Origin of the sequence: Enterobacter cloacae complex sp. ECL72 (assembly GCF_019056635.1) — a bacterium.
GTDB lineage: Bacteria > Pseudomonadota > Gammaproteobacteria > Enterobacterales > Enterobacteriaceae > Enterobacter > Enterobacter hormaechei_C.
This window is the reverse complement of the sequence record NZ_CP077659.1, coordinates 1,589,006-1,606,039: the sequence shown is the minus strand read 5'-3', so window position 1 is coordinate 1,606,039 and position 17,034 is coordinate 1,589,006. Positions and strand designations below refer to the sequence as shown.

Below are 17,034 nucleotides of genomic sequence, written 5' to 3'. Positions count from 1 at the left end.
ACGATTAGTGATAAGTAAAAACTATCACAGCGTGAAGCAGTTCACATATTTTAATGATGACAGGAAAAGATATGAACGCACTGGCGCAGTACATTCAGACATTAGCTCCACAACTGAGCGCATGGCGTCGCGATTTCCACCATTTTGCGGAATCCGGCTGGGTAGAGTTTCGAACAGCTGCGAAAGTCGCGGAAATCCTCGACTCGCTGGGCTACGAACTGGCGATGGGTCGCGACGTGGTCGATGCCGAAAGCCGTATGGGACTGCCCGATGATGCCACCCTTTCGCGAGAGTTTGCCCGCGCCCGGGCGCAGGGTGCGCCGGAGAAATGGCTGGCGCCGTTTGAGGGCGGATTTACCGGCATTGTGGCGACCCTGAATACCGGACGTCCGGGCCCGACGCTGGCGTTTCGGGTAGACATGGATGCACTTGATTTAAGCGAAGCGCTTGACGAAAGTCATCGCCCCTTCCGCGACGGGTTTGCCTCCTGCAACCCGGGCATGATGCACGCCTGTGGCCACGACGGGCATACCACCATTGGTCTGGGGCTTGCGCAGGTGCTTAAGCAGCATGAAGCGCAGCTCAACGGCACCATCAAACTGATCTTCCAGCCTGCCGAAGAGGGTACGCGCGGCGCGCGGGCTATGGTCGCCGCAGGCGCGCTGGACGGCGTGGACTACTTTACCGCCATTCATATCGGGACCGGCGTGCCGAAAGGGACGGTGATCTGCGGCAGCGATAACTTCATGGCGACCACCAAATTTGACGTGCGCTTTACCGGGGTCGCCGCACACGCTGGCGGTAAACCAGAAGAGGGCCGTAACGCCCTGCTCGCGGCTGCCCAGGCCGCCATCGCGCTGCATGGCATCGCACCACACAGCGAAGGCGCGTCCCGGGTTAACGTCGGGGTCATGCAGGCGGGCAGCGGACGCAACGTGGTTCCGGCTGATGCGTTGCTTAAGGTTGAAACCCGCGGCGAAAGCGAGGCTATTAATCAGTATGTCTTTGAGCGCGCACAGGCGGTAATTACCGGCGCGGCGGCGCTCTACGGCGTAACAGCCGGGGTAAACCTGATGGGGGCGGCGACCTCCAGCGCCCCTTCCCCGGCCTGGGTCGATTATCTGCGCGAACAGGCAAGCCAGGTGCCCGGCGTGACTCATGCCATTGATAAGGTCAAAGCGCCTGCGGGCTCCGAAGATGCCACGCTAATGATGGCCCGCGTACAGCAGAACGGCGGCATGGCCTCGTATATGGTCTTCGGCACCGAGCTGAGCGCCGGACATCACAACGAAAAATTCGATTTTGATGAGCAGGTGATGAACGTTGCCATCGAAACGCTGGCGCGAACTGCGCTTAATTTCCCGTGGACGCGAGGTGTGTAATGCAGGAGAACTACGCTTTTATCGCCGATGCCATCGACACGCGATGTCAGACGTTTACCGATATTGCCGACGACATCTGGGATCATCCCGAAACGCGCTTCGAAGAGTTCTGGTCCGCCGAACGGCTCGCCAGTGCGCTGGAAGCCGAGGGCTTTGCCCTGACGCGGGAAGCCGGAGGCATTCCCAATGCCTTTATTGCCAGCTACGGCAGCGGCAAGCCCGTTATCGCCCTTCTGGGCGAATACGATGCCCTGGCCGGGCTAAGCCAGCAGGCGCACTGCGCGACGGCGCAATCCGCCACCCCGGGGGCGAACGGCCACGGCTGCGGGCATAACCTGTTAGGCACTGCTGCCTTCGCCGGGGCGGTGGCGGTGAAAAGCTGGCTGGAACAACACGGCGGCAGCGGAACGGTACGATTTTACGGCTGCCCCGGCGAGGAAGGCGGCTCCGGTAAAACCTTTATGGTACGTGAAGGGCTGTTTAACGACGTGGACGCTGCCGTGACATGGCACCCGGAGGCCTTTGCCGGGATGTTTAACGTCAGCACACTGGCCAATATTCAGGCCGCCTGGCGGTTTAAGGGGATCGCCGCTCATGCCGCAAACTCCCCACATCTGGGGCGCAGCGCGCTGGATGCCGTGACGCTGATGACCACCGGTACAAACTTCCTCAACGAACACATCATTGAAAAAGCGCGCGTTCATTACGCCATCACCGATACCGGCGGGATTTCGCCCAACGTGGTACAGGCCCAGGCCGAGGTGCTGTACCTGATCCGCGCCCCGGAGATGGCCGATGCGCAGCAGATCTACGCGCGCATCGAGAAAATCGCCCAGGGTGCGGCGATGATGACCGAAACCACCGTCGAGTGCCGCTTTGATAAAGCCTGCTCCAGCTATCTGCCGAACCGTACGCTCGAAGCGGCGATGTACCGCGCATTGCAGCATTATGGCACGCCGGCCTGGACGGAAGAGGAACGCGAATTTGCCCGTGAAATCCGCGCCACGCTCACGGCAAACGACCTGCAAAACAGCCTGAAAAACATTGCCGCAACGGGGGCCGAAGAGGGAAAAGCGTTTGCCCGACGCCATCAGGAGACGCTGCTGGTGGATGAAGTTGCCCCTTACGCCATCACCGATAACGTGCTGGCAGGCTCCACCGATGTGGGGGATGTCAGCTGGAAGATGCCTGTCGCACAGTGCTTTAGCCCCTGTTTTACCGTCGGCACCCCACTGCATACCTGGCAATTAGTGGCGCAGGGGCGTACCTCAATTGCCCATAAAGGCATGTTGCTGGCCGGAAAAGTGATGGGCGCGACCGCGCTGCATCTGCTTCAGGATGCCGACCTGTTGCGAAAATGCCGGGAAGAGTTCGAACAACACATAACAGAAAAACCGTACGAGTGTCCGATCCCGCAGGGCGTGACACCGTCACCTTTAAAATAAAAAAACACAACACAACAACACAACAACAGTCCCGAGGAACGCCCATGAGTATGTCTTCCATACCTTCGCATTCCCCATCCGGTAAGCTCTATGGCTGGGTTGAAAGGATCGGCAATAAAGTGCCGCACCCTTTCCTGCTTTTTATCTATTTAATTGTCATCCTGATGGTCGCGACGGCCGTGCTGTCCGCCTTTGATGTGAGCGTGCGCAGCCCGGCCGACGGCAGCATGGTGGCAGTGAAAAACCTGCTCAGCGTTGAAGGGTTGCACTGGTTTTTGCCGAACGTGATTAAAAACTTCAGCGGTTTTGCGCCGCTGGGCGCCATCCTGGCGCTGGTGTTAGGCGCGGGACTGGCCGAACGCGTGGGTCTGCTGCCCGCGCTGATGGTGAAAATGGCCTCGCACGTCAGCGCGCGTTATGCCAGCTATATGGTGCTGTTTATTGCCTTCTTCAGCCATATCTCGTCCGACGCGGCGCTGGTGATCATGCCGCCGATGGGGGCGCTGATTTTCCTCGCCGTTGGCCGTCATCCTGTTGCGGGTCTGCTGTCGGCGATTGCGGGCGTCGGCTGTGGGTTTACCGCTAACCTGCTTATCGTGACCACCGATGTGCTGCTCTCCGGCATCAGCACAGAGGCAGCCAGCACCATCGATGCGACTATGCACGTCAGCGTGATCGACAACTGGTACTTTATGGCCAGTTCGGTGATTGTCCTGACGATTGTCGGGGGTCTGATTACCGATAAGATCATTGAGCCGCGCCTGGGTAAATGGGAAGGCCGGAGCGATGAAAAGCTGGAGACGCTGAGCAAAGAGCAGCAGTTCGGCCTGCGCGTAGCCGGGATCGTCTCGCTGGCGTTCATTGCGGTGGTGGCGCTGATGGTGGTGCCGGAGAATGGCGTGCTGCGCGATCCGATCAAACACACCGTCTTGCCCTCGCCGTTTATTCAGGGCATTGTGCCGCTGATAATTCTCTTCTTCTTCGTCGTTTCGCTCGCGTTCGGCATCGCCACCGGCAAAATCCGCCGTCAGGGAGATCTGCCGCACCTGATGATCGAGCCGATGAAGGAGATGGCGGGTTTTATCGTGATGGTGTTCCCGCTGGCGCAGTTTGTCGCCATGTTTAACTGGAGCAACATGGGCAAGTTTATGGCCGTGAGCCTGACGGACGCGCTGGAGGCGGCGGGGTTGAGCGGTGTTCCGGCGTTTGTCGGCCTGGCGCTGCTGTCGTCCCTGCTGTGCATGTTTATTGCCAGCGGGTCGGCCATCTGGTCGATTCTGGCGCCCATCTTTGTCCCCATGTTTATGATGCTCGGCTTCCATCCTGCGTTCGCCCAGATCCTGTTCCGTGTCGCCGATTCCTCGGTGATCCCGCTGGCGCCCGTGTCACCCTTCGTTCCGCTGTTTTTAGGCTTCCTGCAACGCTACAGACCGGAGGCTAAGCTGGGTACCTATTATTCGCTGGTTCTGCCCTATCCGCTTATCTTCTTAGGGGTATGGCTGGTGATGCTGGTGGCGTGGTATCTTGTCGGCCTGCCGATTGGACCGGGTGTTTACCCGAGGCTGAACTAAGGAGTACTGATGCTGAGATTACTCGAAGATAAGATTGCGACGCCGCTGGGGCCGCTGTGGGTTATCGCGGATGAAGCGTTCAATCTACGCGCGGTTGAATGGGAAGAGCACAGCGACCGGATGGTTGAGCTGCTCAACATCCATTATCGCGCCGAGGGTTACGAGCGTATTACTGCCCGTAATCCTGGCGGGCTGAGCGATAAACTGACGGCCTACTTCGAGGGCGATCTCAGCATTATTAATACCCTGCCAACCGCCACGGCGGGCACCCCTTTCCAGCGCGAGGTGTGGCAGGCGCTGCGTAATATTCCCTGCGGGCAGGTGATGCACTACGGTCAGCTGGCAGAACAGCTTGGCCGTGCCGGCGCGGCGCGCGCGGTCGGTGCGGCAAATGGCTCTAACCCCGTCAGCATTGTGGTGCCTTGCCATCGCGTGATCGGGCGCAACGGCACCCTCACCGGCTATGCCGGGGGCGTACAGCGCAAAGAGTGGCTGCTGCGTCACGAAGGGTATTTCCTGCTGTAATTCCCAGGCTTTTTGTGCTTAATTTTCTTCCTGTTAGGCTGATAATCCTTAATCATTCTGTGGAATTTCAAGGAGATGGCAACACGCTGCCGTCTCTTGTCTTTATTGGGGGTTTGCCAGACTTACGTCCTTACCAAAAAGATGTTAAAATTGACCAATATCAATTAAGGCTTGAGCAAACCTATGATCCCGGAAAAGCGAATTATACGACGCATTCAGTCTGGCGGTTGTGCTATCCATTGCCAGGATTGCAGCATCAGCCAGCTCTGTATCCCGTTTACTCTGAATGAGCACGAACTCGATCAGCTTGACAATATCATCGAGCGCAAAAAGCCTATTCAGAAAGGGCAGACGCTGTTTAAGGCGGGAGACGAACTGAAATCGCTCTATGCTATCCGTTCTGGCACTATCAAAAGCTACACCATTACCGAACAGGGCGACGAGCAGATCACCGGCTTCCATCTGGCAGGCGATTTAGTCGGCTTTGACGCCATCGGCAGTGGCCATCACCCGAGCTTTGCTCAGGCGCTGGAAACCTCTATGGTCTGCGAAATTCCGTTTGAGACGCTGGACGATCTGTCCGGTAAGATGCCGAACCTGCGTCAGCAGATGATGCGTCTGATGAGCGGTGAGATTAAAGGCGATCAGGATATGATCCTGCTGCTTTCCAAAAAGAATGCCGAAGAGCGTCTGGCCGCCTTTATCTATAACCTCTCCCGCCGTTTCGCGGAGCGTGGCTTCTCCCCGCGTGAATTCCGTCTGACCATGACGCGCGGTGATATTGGCAACTATCTGGGCCTGACCGTGGAAACCATCAGCCGTCTGCTGGGTCGCTTCCAGAAGAGCGGAATGCTGGCGGTTAAAGGTAAGTACATCACCATCGAAAACGGTGAAGCGCTGGCCATTCTGGCGGGTCACTCACGTAACGTGGCATAACTCTCCCGGATATCTTATGCCAGGTCGATAAATTTTCATGATTATTGATCTGGCAAAAACTTCCCCCCTGTTTCATTCAAGATATATAGGTTACTCTTTTACTTACAGACTGTGGTGACAGTAGTAAGGAGACCTGTATGGCAAAGTATCAAAACATGCTGGTGGCTATCGATCCTAATCAGGACGATCAGCCGGCATTACGACGTGCTGTGTATTTACATCAACGGATTGGTGGCAAAATTAAAGCCTTTTTGCCGATTTATGACTTCTCATACGAGATGACCACCCTTCTGTCGCCTGACGAGCGCACCGCTATGCGTCAGGGAGTGATCAGCCAGCGTACCGCGTGGATCCGCGAGCAGGCGAAATATTACCTGGAAGCGGGCGTACCGATTGATATCAAAGTGGTCTGGCACAACCGACCTTTCGAAGCCATTATTCAGGAAGTGGTGGCCGGTGGGCATGACCTGCTGCTGAAAATGGCGCACCAGCATGACAAACTGGAATCTGTGATTTTCACTCCAACCGACTGGCACCTGCTGCGCAAATGCCCTTGCCCGGTATGGATGGTGAAAGATCAGCCATGGCCTGAGGGCGGGAAAGCCGTCGTGGCGGTGAATCTGGCCAGCGAAGAGGATTATCACAATTCGCTGAACGAGAAGCTGGTGAAGGAAACCATCCAGCTTGCCGACCAGGTTAACCACACCGAAGTCCATCTGGTGGGTGCCTATCCGGTTACGCCAATCAATATCGCCATCGAGTTGCCTGAATTTGACCCGAGCGTGTATAACGACGCGATTCGCGGTCAGCATCTGCTGGCCATGAAAGCGCTGCGCCAGAAATTCAGTATCGATGAGAATATGACGCACGTAGAAAAAGGGTTACCGGAAGAGGTTATTCCGGATCTGGCGGAGCATTTGCAGGCCGGGATTGTGGTGCTGGGCACCATTGGCCGGACCGGTATCTCTGCCGCGTTCCTGGGAAATACCGCCGAGCAGGTGATCGACCACCTGCGCTGCGACCTTCTGGTCATCAAACCGGATCAGTATCAAACGCCGGTTGAACTGGACGATGAGGAAGACGATTGACCCCAAAATGAAAGCCCGCCGGTAACGGCGGGCTTTTTTATTACGCTTCGCTCAACCGCTGCGTCGGTGCCTCGTCGCCGGCATTCATCCAGGGCGCGTGCAGAACCATGCTCGGCAGCGCCAGCTTGATCTCCTGCTGGTTCAGCCCCTCCAGAATACGGATATTGATCTCCTGCTGAATATCCATGTACTTGTTGTAGTCCGCCGTATTAACGATATGGACCACCTCGAAGGTCAGGCGATCGCGATCGAAGCCCAGGAAATGGGCGCGGTCAAACTTCGTTTCCCCGACGTCGGTAATGATCTGTTTGACCATATCACCCACTGAACGCAGTTTGTCCGGCGCCGTGTCGCTGGCAACCCCGAAGGTAAAGACGATCCGGCGCGTTTGCATCCGTTTGTAGTTATGCAGCGTCTGTTGCAGCAGAATGGCGTTCCCGCAGACAATCTGCTCCCCGCTCAGGCTGCGGATACGGGTGGTTTTCAGGCCAATGTGCTCTACCGTCCCGGCGACATCGTTAAACACCACAAAATCGCCAATTTCGAACGGCTTATCAAAACCGATGGAAAGCGATGCAAACACGTCGCTCAGGATCGTTTGCACCGCGAGGGCGATTGCAATACCCCCTACCCCAAGGCTGGCAACCAGAGCAGTGATGTTGACGCCCGCGTTAGCAAGAATAGACAGCAGCATCACTGACCAGACTATGGCACGGAGGATAAGCCCCGTGATCACCAGCGTCACCGGGTTTTTATGGCTTCCCGGCGCCAGCATGACGTGACGAAGCCACGACACCACCCCCTGATCCATCCACAGCGCGACCTGGATAGCGAAGACCAGGAACCAGGCGTGGCTCACGGTACCAAAGAGATGATCCGGTAAGTCGACGAAACGCAGGCTGAATAACAGCGCCACGACAAAAAGCAGGACGCGGCTGGTGCGGTTAAGCATATCCGTCAGGATAAAACGCATCCGGTTGGTGGTGGGGTGCTTGTCGCCCCAGGTAGTGATCCCTTTCTTAACGAAGGCGATCAGACGCGTCAGCAGCCAGTACACCAGCAGAGTCACAAAAACCACCGTGGCGACGCCGATCCAGAAAGATGGCGTCATCATCAGCTCGATGATGTCGAAGCGGGACAAAAATCGCATTACACCTCCTCGTATTACACAAAGGGTAAAGTATAGACAGAGGAGAAAAGCTGGCCGCAGAAATAAGAAAACCGCCCCAGGGGGCGGTTTGTCAGGATGAAGCGCAATTACAGCGCTTTCAGGATCGCATCCACGCTGGCCTTGGCGTCGCCAAACAGCATGTGGGTGTTATCTTTAAAGAACAGCGGGTTCTGCACGCCAGCATAGCCGGTGTTCATAGAGCGTTTGAAGACAATGACGTTCAGCGCCTTCCACACTTCGAGAACAGGCATACCCGCAATCGGACTACGCGGGTCGTCCTGTGCCGCCGGGTTAACGGTGTCGTTGGCGCCAATCACCAGCACGGTGTCGGTGTCGGCGAAATCATCGTTGATCTCGTCCATTTCCAGCACGATGTCGTAAGGCACCTTCGCTTCCGCCAGCAGCACGTTCATGTGGCCTGGCAGACGCCCCGCCACCGGGTGAATACCAAAGCGAACCTTGATGCCGCGCGCGCGGAGTTTCTCGGTGATTTCCGCCACCGGATACTGCGCCTGCGCCACCGCCATGCCATAGCCTGGGGTGATGATGACGGAATGCGAGTTTTTCAGCATCTCTGCGGTCTCTTCCGCGCTGATTTCACGGTGTTCACCCACTTCCTCATCAGAACCGGTTGATGAGCCGTCAGAACCGAAGCCACCCGCAATGACGCTGATAAACGAACGGTTCATCGCCTTACACATGATGTAAGACAGGATCGCACCGGAAGAACCGACCAGCGCACCGGTGACAATCAGCAGGTCGTTGCTCAGCATAAAGCCTGCCGCCGCCGCCGCCCAACCGGAGTAGGAGTTCAGCATGGAAACCACCACCGGCATATCTGCTCCGCCGATAGACGCCACCAGATGCCAGCCGAAGGCCAGCGCGATGATGGTCATCACCAGTAACGCCAGCACCTGCAAGCCTACGCTTTCGGTACGCACGAAGACCACCAGCAGCACAAAGGAAACGACCAGCGCCGCCAGGTTCAGCTTGTGGCGGTTAGGCAGCATCAGCGGTTTGGAAGAGATCTTCCCGCGCAGCTTGCCGAACGCCACAATCGACCCGGTGAAGGTCACCGCACCGATGAAGATGCCGAGGAACACTTCGGTCAGGTGGATGTTCACCAGAATCGGCTCCAGGCCCGGTTCGTGGTACAGGTAGCTGTTGAAGCCCACCAGCACCGCCGCCAGACCCACGAAGCTGTGCAGAATGGCAACCAGCTCCGGCATCTCGGTCATTTCAACGCGTTTCGCCAGACGAATACCAATCGCGCCGCCGATGATCATCGCCACCAGGATCCACGCCACGTTGCCGGTGTCCGGCCCAAAGATGGTGGCAATCAGCGCAATCGCCATCCCGGCGATACCAAAGTTATTTCCCTGCTGAGACGTTTCGTGTTTGGAAAGCCCCGCCAGACTGAAAATAAACAGGATTGCAGCAACAATGTATGCGGCTGTAACTAATCCTCCAGACATATGCTACCCCTTAGCCTTTACGAAACATTTTCAGCATGCGCTGAGTCACGGTGAAACCACCGAAAATATTGATACTGGCGATCAGCACCGCAATGAAGCTCAGGAAGCTGATCCAGCCGCCATGACCAATTTGCAGCAATGCCCCGACCACGATAATCCCGGAGATGGCATTGGTGACCGACATCAGCGGGGTATGCAGCGCATGAGAAACGTTCCACACGACGTAGTAACCCACCACGCAGGAGAGCGCGAAGACGGTGAAGTGGCCAAGGAACTCTTTTGGCGCGACATCCGCCAGCCAGCCAAACAGGATAATAACCAGCGCCATGATGGCGTATTTGCGCCACGGCGACGCAGGTTTTGCTGGCTCCGCGGGCTCTGGCGCCGCTTTCGGCGCAGCCTGAGGTTGAGCGGAAACCTGAATCGGCGGTGCAGGCCAGGTGATTTCCCCTTCACGCACCACGGTAACGCCACGCACCACCACATCATCAAAATCAACGGTAATGTTGCCGTCTTTCTCTTTGCAGAGCAGCTTCAGCAGGTTAACGAGGTTCGTGCCGTACAGCTGAGAGGACTGGGTTGGCAGACGCCCTGGCAGGTCGGTATAACCGATCACCTTCACGCCGTTCGCGGTCGTCGTGACCTGGTTTGGCACGGTATACTCACAGTTACCGCCGTTTTGCGCCGCCAGATCGACAATAACGCTGCCCGGCTGCATGGAATCCACCATCTCACGGGTGATCAGCTTCGGCGCCGGTTTACCCGGAATAAGCGCGGTGGTGACAATGATGTCCACCTCTTTTGCCTGCGCCGCAAAGAGCGCCATTTCCGCCTTAATAAAGGCTTCAGACATGACCTTCGCGTAACCATCACCGCTGCCCGCTTCTTCCTTGAAGTCCAGCTCAAGGAATTCGGCGCCCATACTCTGCACCTGCTCCTTCACTTCCGGCCGGGTATCAAACGCGCGAACAATAGCGCCCAGGCTGTTTGCGGCCCCGATAGCGGCAAGACCTGCCACACCGGCACCAATCACCATCACCTTCGCGGGTGGTACTTTACCTGCCGCCGTAATCTGACCTGTAAAGAAGCGACCAAACTCATGCGCAGCTTCGACAATGGCGCGATAGCCGGCAATGTTCGCCATGGAGCTCAGCGCATCCAGAGACTGCGCGCGCGAAATACGCGGCACGGAGTCCATCGCCATCACGGTGACACCGCGTGCTGCCAGCTTCTCCATCAGCTCCGGGTTTTGGGCTGGCCAGACAAAGCTCACAAGCGTAGTGCCCGCGTTCAGCAGTTCAATTTCACTCTCTTCCGGTGCGTTGACCTTCAGAATGATGGGTGATTGCCAGACCTCAGCACCGTCCACTACGTCCGCGCCAGCCTGAGTAAAGGCCTCGTCATCGAAACTCGCCAGTTTGCCCGCGCCGCTTTCAATCGCGACGGTAAAACCCAGTTTAAGCAGTTGCTCCACCGTTTTTGGTGTTGCCGCTACGCGGGTTTCATTGGCTAACCGTTCTTTTGGTACCCCAATACGCATAGTTTTCCCTTCCATCGGTTTTTGATGATGGTTTGTCGATAATTGCCCACGGTTTGTATCAATTTTCACCATCGAGATATCGACGGAGAATGATTAACCCCGGAAAATAAAACAGTAACAAACTTTCTATAACCTACTGAAAATAGCGCCCGTGATCTACCGCCAGAAAACACTATTTCTTACTTTATCTGTGAAAAATAAGCGATCGGGGTCACTGACAGAGATATTTACCTTAAATTCGCCTTCAGGACCGATAAATCGCGCAAGCGAAGCGGTAAAAACATGATATAGCGCCATAAAAGAACAACTCATTAACATTAAATTAACTTGTAAAAGTCATATGCTTAATCAGTTTTGCTTGTGAAACGCCTGTTTTTTCCACATATCACAAAATGTTATCGAATCAGGTCCTTTGGTGAGCACAGGCTGTGAAAAATGCCGCAGACAGCGACGGGTGTTAAATGCCATAATCGGGACCGTCTCAAATTAACAACAACACCAGTACATGGTTTGCGCAAGGCGAAGGATTATTTTTATGAAGCTTAAGAACACACTCCTGGCGTCCGCACTTCTTTCCGCGACCGCCCTGTCTGCGAATGCCGCGACAGAGTTGACGCCGGAGCAAGCGGCAGCGTTAAAACCTTTTGACCATACGGTCATTGTGGGTCGCTATAACTCTATTGGCGATGCCGTCGCCGCCGCATCAAAAGCCGCCGATAAAAACGGCGCTGCCTCGTTTTACGTTGTTGACCAGTCCGATCAGGGCAACAGCGGCAACCAGCGCGTGACGATTGCGCTGTACAAAGAGAATGCCCCAAAAGCAGATGAACAGAAAAACCGCGTGATTAACGGCATTGTTGAACTGCCGAAAGATCAGGCTGTTCAGCTGGAACCGTATGACACCGTGACCGTTCAGGGCTTCTACCGCAGCCAGCCTGAAGTTAACGATGCCATCACCAAAGCCGCGAGAGAAAAAGGCGCTTACGCGTTCTATATCGTGCGTCAGGTTGATGCCAACCAGGGCGGAAACCAGCGCATCACCGCCTTCATCTATAAGCAAGATGCGAAAAAACGCGTAGTACAAAGCCCGGATGCCATTCCAGCGGATTCAGATGCGGGACGTGCCGCGTTAGCGAAAGGCGGTGAAGAAGCGAAGAAAGTGGAAATTCCGGGCGTTGCAACCTCGGCGGCACCAAGCGCTGAAGTGGGTCGTTTCTTTGAAACCCAATCCACCAAAGGCGGTCGTTATACCGTTACGTTACCAGACGGCACGAAAATTGAAGAGCTGAACAAAGCCACTGCCGCGCAGATGGTTCCGTTCGACAGCATCAAGTTTACGGGCAACTATGGCAACATGACGGAAATCTCCTATCAGGTGGCGAAGCGTGCTGCGAAGAAAGGCGCGAAGTATTACCACATCACCCGCCAGTGGCAGGAACGTGGTAACAACCTGACCATCAGCGCCGATCTGTACAAGTAACAAAACGGTGTCATAAAGGCGGCGCAGTGCCGCCTTTTTTGTTACTTTTTTTCTGATTTCTGCCACACGTCATTGCATGCATCCTTCACACTCCGTAAAATCCCGCGCCTTAGCGTGATCCACCATTTTTATGCGCCTTAGCGAAATAATTATTCTGGATTTGGACTTTTCATAACAGGAAGCCAATGGAAAAGAAACTTGGCCTGAGTGCTTTAACTGCACTTGTATTGAGCTCAATGCTGGGCGCGGGCGTATTCAGTTTGCCGCAGAACATGGCGGCCGTCGCCAGCCCGGCCGCATTACTGATTGGCTGGGGCATTACCGGTGTCGGGATTTTGCTGCTGGCGTTCGCCATGCTGCTGCTGACCCGTATCCGACCGGATCTGGACGGCGGAATATTCACTTACGCCCGGGAAGGTTTCGGCGAGCTGATCGGCTTCTGCTCCGCCTGGGGTTACTGGCTGTGCGCGGTGATCGCCAACGTCTCCTATCTGGTTATCGTCTTCTCGGCGCTCAGCTTCTTTACCGATACGCCCGAACTGCGCCTGTTTGGCGACGGCAATACCTGGCAGTCCATCGTCGGCGCCTCGGTCCTGCTGTGGATAGTTCACTGGCTGATTTTGCGTGGCGTCCAGACCGCAGCCAGCATTAACCTGGTGGCGACGCTGGCCAAGCTGGTGCCGCTTGGCCTGTTCGTCGTGCTGGCCTTCCTCGCCTTCCGTCTCGATGTCTTTACGCTCGATTTCAGCGGCATTGCGCTGGGCGTCCCCGTCTGGGAACAGGTGAAAAATACCATGCTGATCACCCTGTGGGTGTTCATCGGCGTTGAAGGTGCCGTCGTGGTCTCTGCCCGCGCGCGTAACAAGCGCGATGTGGGACGCGCCACGCTGTTGGCCGTACTGGCGGCGCTGGGCGTTTATCTGCTGGTGACGCTGTTGTCGCTCGGCGTGGTGGCCCGCCCTGAACTGGCGGAAATGCGTAACCCGTCCATGGCCGGGCTGATGGTGAAAATGTTGGGCCCTTGGGGGGACGTGATTATCGCGGCGGGTCTGATTGTTTCCGTTTGCGGCGCCTATCTGAGCTGGACCATTATGGCAGCGGAAGTCCCGTTCCTGGCCGCCACGCACAAAGCTTTCCCGCGCCTGTTTGCCCGTCAGAACAAAAACAGTGCACCATCGGCCTCTCTGTGGCTCACCAACATCAGCGTGCAGGTCTGTCTGGTGCTGATCTGGCTCACAGGATCGGACTATAACACGCTGCTGACCATTGCCTCCGAGATGATTCTGGTACCCTATTTCTTAGTGGGCGCATATCTGTTAAAAATTGCGACCCGCCCGGCACACTATGCGGTAGGCGTCGGCGCCTGTATTTACGGTCTATGGTTGTTGTATGCTTCCGGACCGATGCATCTGCTGCTGTCCGTGGTGCTCTACGCGCCGGGCCTGCTGGTGTTTATCTACGCTCGCCGTACACATCAGCTTGATAATGCCCTTAAGCGCCGCGAAATGGCATTGATAGGTTTGCTGTTAGTCGCTGCCGTACCGGCAACGTGGATGTTAATGGGATAGCGCCGCCTGTCCCATTGTTGAACTGAAAAGGAGATTACGATGGGACACACGCAGCAACGCCCAATATTGATCACTGGCGCAGGCCGTCGCATTGGCCTCGCCCTCGCCCATCACTTTCTCAATCTTCGCCATCCGGTTATCGTCAGTTACCGCACGGAATATCCCTCCATTGAAGGGCTACGAAATGCCGGAGCAGTCTGCATTCAGGCGGATTTCTCCACAGATGAAGGTATTCTCGCCTTCGCGGACAAAGTGAAGTCGACCACCCACGGACTGCGGGCGGTTATTCACAACGCCAGTACCTGGCTTCCCGAAAAAGCAGGACATTCACTCAGCGAAACGCTCGCCTGCATGATGCAGATCCACGTTAATGCGCCTTATCTGCTCAACCATGCCCTACAGGATTTGCTGCGCGGACACGGCCATGCCGCAGGAGACATTATCCATTTCACCGATTACGTGGTGGAGCGAGGAAGCGACAAACACATCGCCTATGCGGCCAGCAAAGCCGCGCTGGATAATATGACCCGCTCTTTCGCACGCAAGCTGGCGCCCGAGGTAAAGGTCAACGCGATTGCTCCGGCGATGATTTTATTTAACGAAGGCGATGATGCCGAGTATCGTCAGCAGGCGCTCAACAAGTCGTTAATGAAAATTGCGCCCGGCGAGAAAGAGGTGATCGACCTGATCGATTATCTGCTGACCAGCTGTTACGTCACGGGCCGAACGTTTGCCGTGGACGGTGGCCGCCCCCTGCGCTAGTGAAAGCGGCTCCAGAAGAAGATGAGCACCCAGGCGCTGAGGCTCCAGCAGACCACCGCCCCGCCCAGCGCCAGGGGCAGACGCATAAAACCGGTGAAGTACCACAGCGACAGCAGGTAGATAAAATATGGGATGATCGACCACATCCCGAACACAATGGTGGCGCGCAGTGCCTCAATACCCCGCTCAGAGGCCACAATATAGTGCGCGATTAACGCAAAGGTGGGAAACAGCGGGATCAGCCCGGCAATATAGTAGTTCTTCGTTTTAGCCAGCACCGCAATCAGCAGCACGACCAGCGCACCTAGCGCGGCTTTTATCACCAGCCCCATTCTTTTCCCTTAACAATCAAATAACATTCCCGTGCAGGATAACGGAACTCCGGCTAATTTTGAAAGATTAATGGAAGGTTAAGGTTGCGCGGTGTATGTTGACGTTTTTCGCGATGACAGACGTTGTATGAATAAGATTGTTTATGTTGAAGATGAACCCGAGGTGGGGCAATTAATCGCCGCTTATCTGGGTAAACATGATATGGAAGTGGTTGTCGAGCCTCGTGGCGATCGCGCTGAAGACGTCGTCAACCGCGAAAATCCGGATCTGGTGTTGCTGGACATCATGCTGCCCGGGAAAGATGGTATGACGCTCTGCCGGGATCTGCGCGCGAAATGGGACGGCCCGATCGTGCTGCTGACCTCTCTCGACAGCGATATGAATCATATTCTGTCGCTTGAGATGGGCGCAAACGACTACATCCTGAAAACCACGCCGCCGGCGGTTCTGCTAGCCCGTTTACGCCTCCATCTGCGTCAGCGTGCCAGCGCTGAGCGTGAAGCGCCTGCGCCCTCCTTAACGCCGCATAAAGCGATGCGTTTCGGCACACTTTCTATCGACCCGGTCAACCGACAGGTTATGCTTTCCGGGGAGCTGATTGCGCTCTCAACCGCAGATTTTGACCTGCTGTGGGAGCTGGCAACCCATGCCGGACAAATTATGGACCGGGATGCATTACTGAAAAATCTGCGCGGCGTAAGTTACGACGGAATGGATCGTAGCGTTGATGTGGCGATTTCACGACTGCGTAAAAAACTGTTGGATAACGCCACGGAACCTTACCGCATCAAAACCGTACGCAACAAGGGCTATCTGTTTGCACCGCACGCCTGGGAAACCTGAAAAAGGAGCAAACAGGAATATTCGAAAAATAACTGACGATGCATCGGAATTGTTATCGATATTCGTCGAAAGTTATCGATTATATGCATCGTCAGTTATGACATATCCTCTGGTCTGATTCCTCTCTCCAGTTCTATTTCGATGTGCATTTTTCGCGTAAACAAAAGTAGCGCTAATGTATTTGATTGCTATAGTACAATATATATTCAGCAGAGCAGGCACCATCATCGATCAAAAATCCGTCACTTAAATGCACATTAGGCTAAAAATGATCTTTACAATTGACTTAATCATTATCTTATCCTTATGAAAACAAAGGGGATAATGGCGAACATATAAATAATATCGATCTTTTTCAATAGCTTACGTGTTTGCAGAAATCTAATTCTCATGCTAAACCTTATACTCTCTCAATTATTTAATGAAAGAGGTATAGCAATGTCATGGAGAGTCATTAGCTCGGTAATTTGTCCTAACACGGGAATCGTTTATTCAAGCATCTTGGGACTCAAGTTCTTGAAACTCATCATTTGGTATGAAAGCGATGTCTATTTGTACCCCGGTGACAGGATATATCCGACAAAAAATGGCGTCTTCATAAATGGTGTTTTCAAGCCTATATCGATATACAACATATCACCTTACAACGAAATGTTGTGGAGTGAAATTAAAAACAAGATGGCCTGCCCATACAATCGAAACCAGCACGAGGAGATATGCACTTACGCGGTGCATTGCAACGCGCGGAAATGCCCGCATGGGTTTGCCACCAACCCACTGATTGTCAGCACAGGTAAATCCAGACATTAGCGAAAATCGGAAATATTGAGATCAAGATAATTAATATTTCTGCTGCACCGCCTTTGTCCGGATAAATCTCCGTGACTACAGCCCAAATGCTCCTGTGGGGACATT

At 55.0% G+C, this 17,034-nt stretch carries 15 protein-coding genes; 11 read left to right on the top strand and 4 right to left on the bottom strand.

Annotated features, from left to right (window positions below; translation table 11 throughout):
• The first annotated feature begins 71 nt into the window (after nucleotides 1–71).
• From KTH07_RS07805 to uspE, 6 genes are all read left to right on the top strand, one after another.
• A complete protein-coding gene (locus KTH07_RS07805) occupies nucleotides 72–1,382 on the top strand; it encodes a M20 family metallo-hydrolase (protein WP_017694098.1) in 1,311 nt (436 codons plus the stop codon).
• Nucleotides 1,382–2,827, top strand: a complete 1,446-nt coding sequence (locus tag KTH07_RS07800; protein WP_017694099.1) for a M20 family metallopeptidase — start codon at nucleotides 1,382–1,384, stop codon at nucleotides 2,825–2,827. Before KTH07_RS07805 ends, KTH07_RS07800 begins: the two co-directional genes overlap by 1 nt.
• 44 nt (nucleotides 2,828–2,871) lie before the next feature.
• Nucleotides 2,872–4,398 (top strand): p-aminobenzoyl-glutamate transporter, encoded by a 1,527-nt coding sequence (abgT, locus tag KTH07_RS07795; protein WP_017694100.1) that lies wholly within the window; start codon nucleotides 2,872–2,874, stop codon nucleotides 4,396–4,398.
• A 9-nt stretch (nucleotides 4,399–4,407) separates the two neighbouring features.
• Nucleotides 4,408–4,923 carry a methylated-DNA--[protein]-cysteine S-methyltransferase gene (gene ogt / locus KTH07_RS07790; RefSeq protein WP_015570643.1) on the top strand — a complete coding sequence of 172 codons (516 nt, stop codon included), beginning with the start codon at nucleotides 4,408–4,410 and terminating at the stop codon, nucleotides 4,921–4,923.
• Between the two features lie 183 nt (nucleotides 4,924–5,106).
• Entirely contained in the window at nucleotides 5,107–5,859 is a 753-nt protein-coding gene (gene fnr / locus KTH07_RS07785) for a fumarate/nitrate reduction transcriptional regulator Fnr (RefSeq protein ID WP_000611906.1), read from the top strand.
• A 137-nt stretch (nucleotides 5,860–5,996) separates the two neighbouring features.
• Nucleotides 5,997–6,947, top strand: a complete 951-nt coding sequence (uspE, locus tag KTH07_RS07780) for a universal stress protein UspE (protein WP_006808916.1) — start codon at nucleotides 5,997–5,999, stop codon at nucleotides 6,945–6,947.
• 40 nt (nucleotides 6,948–6,987) lie between these two features.
• Here the strand turns inward: uspE and KTH07_RS07775 are convergent, their stop codons facing one another.
• The 3 genes from KTH07_RS07775 to pntA form a co-directional block, all read right to left on the bottom strand.
• Nucleotides 6,988–8,097 (bottom strand): mechanosensitive ion channel family protein, encoded by a 1,110-nt coding sequence (locus KTH07_RS07775; RefSeq protein WP_032619779.1) that lies wholly within the window; start codon nucleotides 8,095–8,097, stop codon nucleotides 6,988–6,990.
• A 107-nt stretch (nucleotides 8,098–8,204) separates the two neighbouring features.
• The gene (gene pntB, locus KTH07_RS07770; protein WP_017384574.1) at nucleotides 8,205–9,593 is read right to left on the bottom strand and encodes a Re/Si-specific NAD(P)(+) transhydrogenase subunit beta; all 1,389 of its coding nucleotides are present in this window, start codon (nucleotides 9,591–9,593) and stop codon (nucleotides 8,205–8,207) included.
• A 10-nt stretch (nucleotides 9,594–9,603) separates the two neighbouring features.
• A complete protein-coding gene (gene pntA / locus KTH07_RS07765) occupies nucleotides 9,604–11,133 on the bottom strand; it encodes a Re/Si-specific NAD(P)(+) transhydrogenase subunit alpha (protein ID WP_017384575.1) in 1,530 nt (509 codons plus the stop codon).
• A 535-nt stretch (nucleotides 11,134–11,668) separates the two neighbouring features.
• Here pntA and ydgH point away from each other — a divergent pair.
• From ydgH to folM, 3 genes are all read left to right on the top strand, one after another.
• Complete coding sequence (gene ydgH, locus KTH07_RS07760; RefSeq protein ID WP_000769339.1) at nucleotides 11,669–12,613, top strand: DUF1471 family protein YdgH; 945 nt, start codon at nucleotides 11,669–11,671, stop codon at nucleotides 12,611–12,613.
• A 185-nt stretch (nucleotides 12,614–12,798) separates the two neighbouring features.
• Nucleotides 12,799–14,181, top strand: a complete 1,383-nt coding sequence (locus KTH07_RS07755) for an amino acid permease (RefSeq protein ID WP_003857548.1) — start codon at nucleotides 12,799–12,801, stop codon at nucleotides 14,179–14,181.
• Nucleotides 14,182–14,220: 39 nt separating this feature from the next.
• A complete protein-coding gene (gene folM, locus KTH07_RS07750; RefSeq protein WP_003857550.1) occupies nucleotides 14,221–14,943 on the top strand; it encodes a dihydromonapterin reductase in 723 nt (240 codons plus the stop codon).
• On the opposite strand, the gene KTH07_RS07745 is transcribed toward folM, so the two are convergent.
• Nucleotides 14,940–15,275, bottom strand: coding sequence for a GlpM family protein (locus tag KTH07_RS07745; protein WP_063161997.1), 336 nt, complete (start codon nucleotides 15,273–15,275; stop codon nucleotides 14,940–14,942). The genes folM and KTH07_RS07745 overlap by 4 nt on opposite strands.
• Before the next feature lie 127 nt (nucleotides 15,276–15,402).
• Between KTH07_RS07745 and rstA the strand changes: the two genes are divergently transcribed.
• Together rstA and iraM are read left to right on the top strand one after the other, a co-directional pair.
• Nucleotides 15,403–16,119, top strand: coding sequence for a two-component system response regulator RstA (gene rstA / locus KTH07_RS07740; protein WP_015570649.1), 717 nt, complete (start codon nucleotides 15,403–15,405; stop codon nucleotides 16,117–16,119).
• A gap of 390 nt (nucleotides 16,120–16,509) precedes the next feature.
• Nucleotides 16,510–16,929: an anti-adapter protein IraM gene (iraM, locus tag KTH07_RS07735; protein WP_015570651.1), complete on the top strand. Its 420-nt coding sequence runs from the start codon at nucleotides 16,510–16,512 to the stop codon at nucleotides 16,927–16,929.
• Nucleotides 16,930–17,034: the final 105 nt, after the last annotated feature.

Bases quoted from the DNA above. Each gene is read 5' to 3' on its own strand.
- iraM (WP_015570651.1), top strand. From the start codon at position 16,510: ATGCTAAACCTTATACTCTCTCAATTATTTAATGAAAGAGGTATAGCA.
- pntB (WP_017384574.1), bottom strand. From the start codon at position 9,593: ATGTCTGGAGGATTAGTTACAGCCGCATACATTGTTGCTGCAATCCTG.
- KTH07_RS07745 (WP_063161997.1), bottom strand. From the start codon at position 15,275: ATGGGGCTGGTGATAAAAGCCGCGCTAGGTGCGCTGGTCGTGCTGCTG.
- KTH07_RS07800 (WP_017694099.1), top strand. From the start codon at position 1,382: ATGCAGGAGAACTACGCTTTTATCGCCGATGCCATCGACACGCGATGT.
- ydgH (WP_000769339.1), top strand. From the start codon at position 11,669: ATGAAGCTTAAGAACACACTCCTGGCGTCCGCACTTCTTTCCGCGACC.
- KTH07_RS07805 (WP_017694098.1), top strand. From the start codon at position 72: ATGAACGCACTGGCGCAGTACATTCAGACATTAGCTCCACAACTGAGC.
- KTH07_RS07775 (WP_032619779.1), bottom strand. From the start codon at position 8,097: ATGCGATTTTTGTCCCGCTTCGACATCATCGAGCTGATGATGACGCCA.
- KTH07_RS07755 (WP_003857548.1), top strand. From the start codon at position 12,799: ATGGAAAAGAAACTTGGCCTGAGTGCTTTAACTGCACTTGTATTGAGC.
- rstA (WP_015570649.1), top strand. From the start codon at position 15,403: ATGAATAAGATTGTTTATGTTGAAGATGAACCCGAGGTGGGGCAATTA.
- folM (WP_003857550.1), top strand. From the start codon at position 14,221: ATGGGACACACGCAGCAACGCCCAATATTGATCACTGGCGCAGGCCGT.
- uspE (WP_006808916.1), top strand. From the start codon at position 5,997: ATGGCAAAGTATCAAAACATGCTGGTGGCTATCGATCCTAATCAGGAC.
- pntA (WP_017384575.1), bottom strand. From the start codon at position 11,133: ATGCGTATTGGGGTACCAAAAGAACGGTTAGCCAATGAAACCCGCGTA.
- ogt (WP_015570643.1), top strand. From the start codon at position 4,408: ATGCTGAGATTACTCGAAGATAAGATTGCGACGCCGCTGGGGCCGCTG.
- fnr (WP_000611906.1), top strand. From the start codon at position 5,107: ATGATCCCGGAAAAGCGAATTATACGACGCATTCAGTCTGGCGGTTGT.
- abgT (WP_017694100.1), top strand. From the start codon at position 2,872: ATGAGTATGTCTTCCATACCTTCGCATTCCCCATCCGGTAAGCTCTAT.